The organism is Methanohalobium sp. (genome assembly GCF_018609725.1).
GTDB lineage: Archaea > Halobacteriota > Methanosarcinia > Methanosarcinales > Methanosarcinaceae > Methanohalobium.
In genome coordinates this window covers 1-3,950 of sequence record NZ_JAHENT010000153.1, presented here as the reverse complement: position 1 = coordinate 3,950, position 3,950 = coordinate 1, and the positions used below count along the sequence as shown (strand labels likewise).

The 3,950-nt window shown below is 36.7% G+C and carries 5 protein-coding genes and 1 pseudogene; 2 read left to right on the top strand and 4 right to left on the bottom strand.

All coding sequences use genetic code 11. From position 1 onward, the window contains the following. Both QZ276_RS10440 and QZ276_RS10435 read left to right on the top strand, forming a co-directional pair. A pseudogene (locus QZ276_RS10440) lies at positions 1–943 on the top strand (2-oxoacid:acceptor oxidoreductase subunit alpha); the annotation flags it as partial. Further along, positions 943–1,803, top strand: a complete 861-nt coding sequence (locus QZ276_RS10435; protein WP_292487771.1) for a 2-oxoacid:ferredoxin oxidoreductase subunit beta — start codon at positions 943–945, stop codon at positions 1,801–1,803. The pseudogene QZ276_RS10440 and the gene QZ276_RS10435, both read left to right, overlap by 1 nt. On the opposite strand, the gene QZ276_RS10430 is transcribed toward QZ276_RS10435, so the two are convergent. The 4 genes from QZ276_RS10430 to QZ276_RS10415 form a co-directional block, all read right to left on the bottom strand. After that, complete coding sequence (locus tag QZ276_RS10430) at positions 1,783–2,400, bottom strand: HemK2/MTQ2 family protein methyltransferase (protein WP_292487769.1); 618 nt, start codon at positions 2,398–2,400, stop codon at positions 1,783–1,785. The two genes, QZ276_RS10435 and QZ276_RS10430, sit on opposite strands and share 21 nt — an antisense overlap. A 5-nt stretch (positions 2,401–2,405) precedes the next feature. Continuing rightward, entirely contained in the window at positions 2,406–3,215 is an 810-nt protein-coding gene (gene rsmA, locus QZ276_RS10425) for a 16S rRNA (adenine(1518)-N(6)/adenine(1519)-N(6))-dimethyltransferase RsmA (RefSeq protein WP_292487767.1), read from the bottom strand. A gap of 109 nt (positions 3,216–3,324) precedes the next feature. Next, a complete protein-coding gene (locus tag QZ276_RS10420; protein WP_292487773.1) occupies positions 3,325–3,591 on the bottom strand; it encodes a methanogen output domain 1-containing protein in 267 nt (88 codons plus the stop codon). Between the two features lie 43 nt (positions 3,592–3,634). Then, positions 3,635–3,950 (bottom strand): zinc ribbon domain-containing protein (locus tag QZ276_RS10415; protein ID WP_292487765.1); only part of this gene is annotated, 316 nt, incomplete at its 5' end.

The window sequence follows — 3,950 nt, the reverse complement described above, 5'->3', positions numbered from 1 at the left end:
TGCACGCTCAATGGTGACCACATCAGGAGGTGGTTTTTCTTTAATGACTGAAGCTGTAGGATTGTCAGGAGTAACCGAAACACCTGTTGTTATATTTCTGGGACAAAGACCCGGACCTTCAACTGGTTTACCTACAATGACAGAACAGGGAGACCTGGAATTTGCACTTCATGCATCACAGGGAGAATTTCCAAGATGTATATTTGCGCCAAAAACCCCGGATGATGCATTTTATCTCACATCAAAAGCGTTCAATATGGCAGATAAATATCAGATTCCTGCCATTATTATAAGTGACCAGTATCTTGCAGATTCTGAATTTACATGTGATAAATTCGATACATCAAAAATCAGAATCAACAAACATTTACTGACAGAAAATACAGAAGCTGAACAGGATAAAGAATACAAACGTTATGAATTCACAACTTCAGGCATATCTCCCAGAGCACTGCCGGGTAAATTTGGTTCACTTGTAGTGGCTGATAGTGATGAACATGATGAATATGGTCATATTGACCAGACCATAGACAATCGTGTAAAGATGCATAAAAAACGTCTTAATAAACTGGATGGGCTTAAAAAGGATATATCAGAACCTGAAATATATGGTTCAGAATCTGCGAAAACAACTCTTGTAGGATGGGGTTCTACCTATGGACCATTAACAGAAACGGTGGATATACTAAGAGGTAGAGGGGTGGATATAAACCTTGTACATTTCAACGAAGTTTATCCATTACCAACATCCATAAAAAGCATACTGGAAAAGGTTACTACTTCCAACCTGATATGTGTTGAAAACAATGCAACAGGTCAATTTTCCAATATCTTGAAGGTGGAAGCAGGGGTATCCATGACCGATAATGTGTTGAAATATGATGGTAAACCATTTACACCGGCATATCTTGTAAACGAGCTTGATAACAGGGGAGTATTATAATGACATCTAAAGGCGATTATAAAAATAAAGTAGAGATTGAATGGTGTCCTGGTTGTGGTAATTTTGGGATACTTACATCGATAAAAAATGCACTCTCAGGACTTGATATACCGCCTCATAAAATCCTTATAGTATCAGGAATAGGACAGTCCGGTAAACTGCCGCATTATTTACGGTGTAATGTGTTCAACGGTCTTCATGGGCGTGCTATTCCACCGGCTATAGGTGCCAAGGTATCTAACCATGACCTGAATGTTATAGCTGTAGGGGGAGATGGTGATATGTATGGTGAAGGGGGTAACCATTTCATACATGCAGTAAGGAGAAATCCCAACATAACTGTAATTGTTCATGATAACCAGATATATGGTCTAACAAAAGGACAGGCATCTCCCACAAGCGATATAGGAATGAAAACAAAAGTCCAAAAACATGGAGTAATGCACACCCCTTTTAATTCACTTGCAACTGCTATATCCCTTGATTGTACATTTGTAAGCAGAGGTTTTGCAGGTGATGTAAAGCATCTTTCAGGAATTATCAAACAAGCTATCGAACATAAGGGACTTTCACTTGTTGATGTACTTCAACCGTGTGTAACGTTTAATAGATTGAATACATTTAAATGGTATAAAGAAAGGGTTTATAAACTGGAAGAAACTGATTATAATCCAAATGATAAAACCAAAGCATTTGAAAAATCGATGGAATGGGGAGATAATATACCCATAGGAGTATTTTATAAGAGAGAAGGTAAACCAACATTTGAGGACAATCTACCGGTTCTTGAATCTAGAACACTTGTAGATCAAGAAACTGACCCGTCAATGGCTGATGAATTAATGGACGGGTTTACATAAATTTTTAATTTTATGTATACCATAAAGTACAGCCAGTTCTTCAAAAAAGTATCTTTCCCTGCTGGTGGAATAAACTTCAAATCCGTATGATTCCATCATCTTTTTTATGTAATCAATTCCAGAAAACGATGAAACCAGAAGCATGATACTCCCGTTTGGTTTAAGGTAGTTGCATACATTATCCAAAAAATTTCTGATGGCATCGCATCCATCGATACCTCCATCATATGCATAGTTAATCCAACCCGGAACTTTTTCATCATCAGTTGTAGGAAGATAAGGTGGGTTAAAAAGAATAAGATCAAAACATTGGATGGGTTTTAGCCCATCAAACATATTAGTCCTTATAACTTCCACATCGTTTGACCTTGCGCATTGTGCAGCGTCAGGGTTTATTTCTGTTGAGACAATATTAACTTCAAAATTGTTTTTTAAAACAGCAGATACAAATCCGGTACCTGTACCGATTTCCAGTATATTCATACCGTCTTTAATGTAGTTAAAAGCAGATTCAGTTAAAAGGAATGTATCCTCAGCAGGTTCATAGACATTGTCTACAAATTGTACACTTGTATTTTTGTATTCTATTTTTGCCATGGTTATTAAGTTGTTTTGAAGTTAAAAAGCTGGTTTGCTATATAGGCAAGTTCTGAAGGTTCCAGATTTTCAGCACGTTTGTTCATGTATTCATCAGGTAATTTATTAACTACATCTTTCACATTTGCAATGCCCAGTTTACTGTTGGTGTTTAGAATGGCGTTTCTTAATTTTTTCCGCCTCTGCCCGAATACTGCTGTGACGAATGTGAGGAAAAAGTCCTCGTCAACAACATCAAAGGATGCAGGTCTGGGTATCAATTTGACTACTGCAGATTTAACTTCTGGAGCCGGTTTGAATGCAGAGCGTGGAACTTTCATTATAATAGAGGCATCTGCAAAGAAATTGGTAGTAACAGTCAATCGACTGTAATCTTTTGAATTTTTCGGTGATACCATTCTTCTGGCAAATTCGTACTGATACATCAGTATCCCAAGTTCAAATTCGTGCTTTAAAAGTTTGAAAGTAATATGTGAAGAAATCGAATAGGGTAAATTTGCAACTACTTTATTAAATTCGGGTAATTCAATATCAAGAATATCGCCTTCTATAATTTCCACATTGTCATAGTCTGCAAAACGCTCAATTAAAATATCACACAGATCAGGGTCCAGTTCTACAGCATAAAGTTTGTGAACTCTTTCTGCGATTTTTTCTGTTAGATTGCCTATTCCTGCACCGATTTCAAGAACAGTATCATTTTCGGTTAGTTCAGCAGAATCTACAATCTGGTTGAGGAAATTGTCATCGACCAGAAAATGTTGGTCGTGGTCTCCTCCTATAACGCCGTATTCATCTAATAACGAATCAATCAAGTTAAACCACTACAACTTAAAATTGTCAATTTTAGTATTTGATAATTATAATATTGTGAATACAGTATGGTATTTAATGATTTCGAACGCTGATTTATTTATGTCATATTTAGTTTGGGATAAATACTTCAAAATAACAACAGTCATCTCCATGGCCCATGGTTTTTAAGGTTTCAACCCTTGCGTTATCATAAACGTTTGATACAACTTTTGATATAATACCTTTTGTTAACCTGCACAATATTGGATTTAATTTCGCCTGTTCTGTGCCCCAGGGACACACTGTACCTTTAACAGCAAATTTAGCATCACTTTCATCTGAAGCATCTACAGAAAACTCTCCTCCAAGCTGATTCATCACTTCACAGCACGTTATTGCAATTGATAAAATTGATAAACATAAACATCAATTTTTATTATCAATTACATTGGCGAGATAACCTCACCGGGTGTAACGCCACACCCTCTATTCCCTTCACAGCTCCAGGAATTGCTTTCTTCATGATGTTGTAAGCTCCATTCACATCGGCGTTGATGATTGTACCATTTGATGACCGGAATAAACCTCTTTTTATTCTTTGACCCAGGTAGTAAGGTTTCTTGTTGACTTCTTCATCATCTAAAAAAGAACATTTGGATGTGTAGGATTCCTCCTGAAACTTCACGTTGATGCCCACATCTTCGCATTTATATTCTATTTGGTTTTTCAATTTGAAGAATGGAATCTGCACGAAT

What these genes read in the sequence shown, in the direction of transcription:
- QZ276_RS10435 (WP_292487771.1), top strand. Translation starts at nt 943, where the DNA reads ATGACATCTAAAGGCGATTATAAAAATAAAGTAGAGATTGAATGGTGT.
- QZ276_RS10430 (WP_292487769.1), bottom strand. Translation starts at nt 2,400, where the DNA reads ATGGCAAAAATAGAATACAAAAATACAAGTGTACAATTTGTAGACAAT.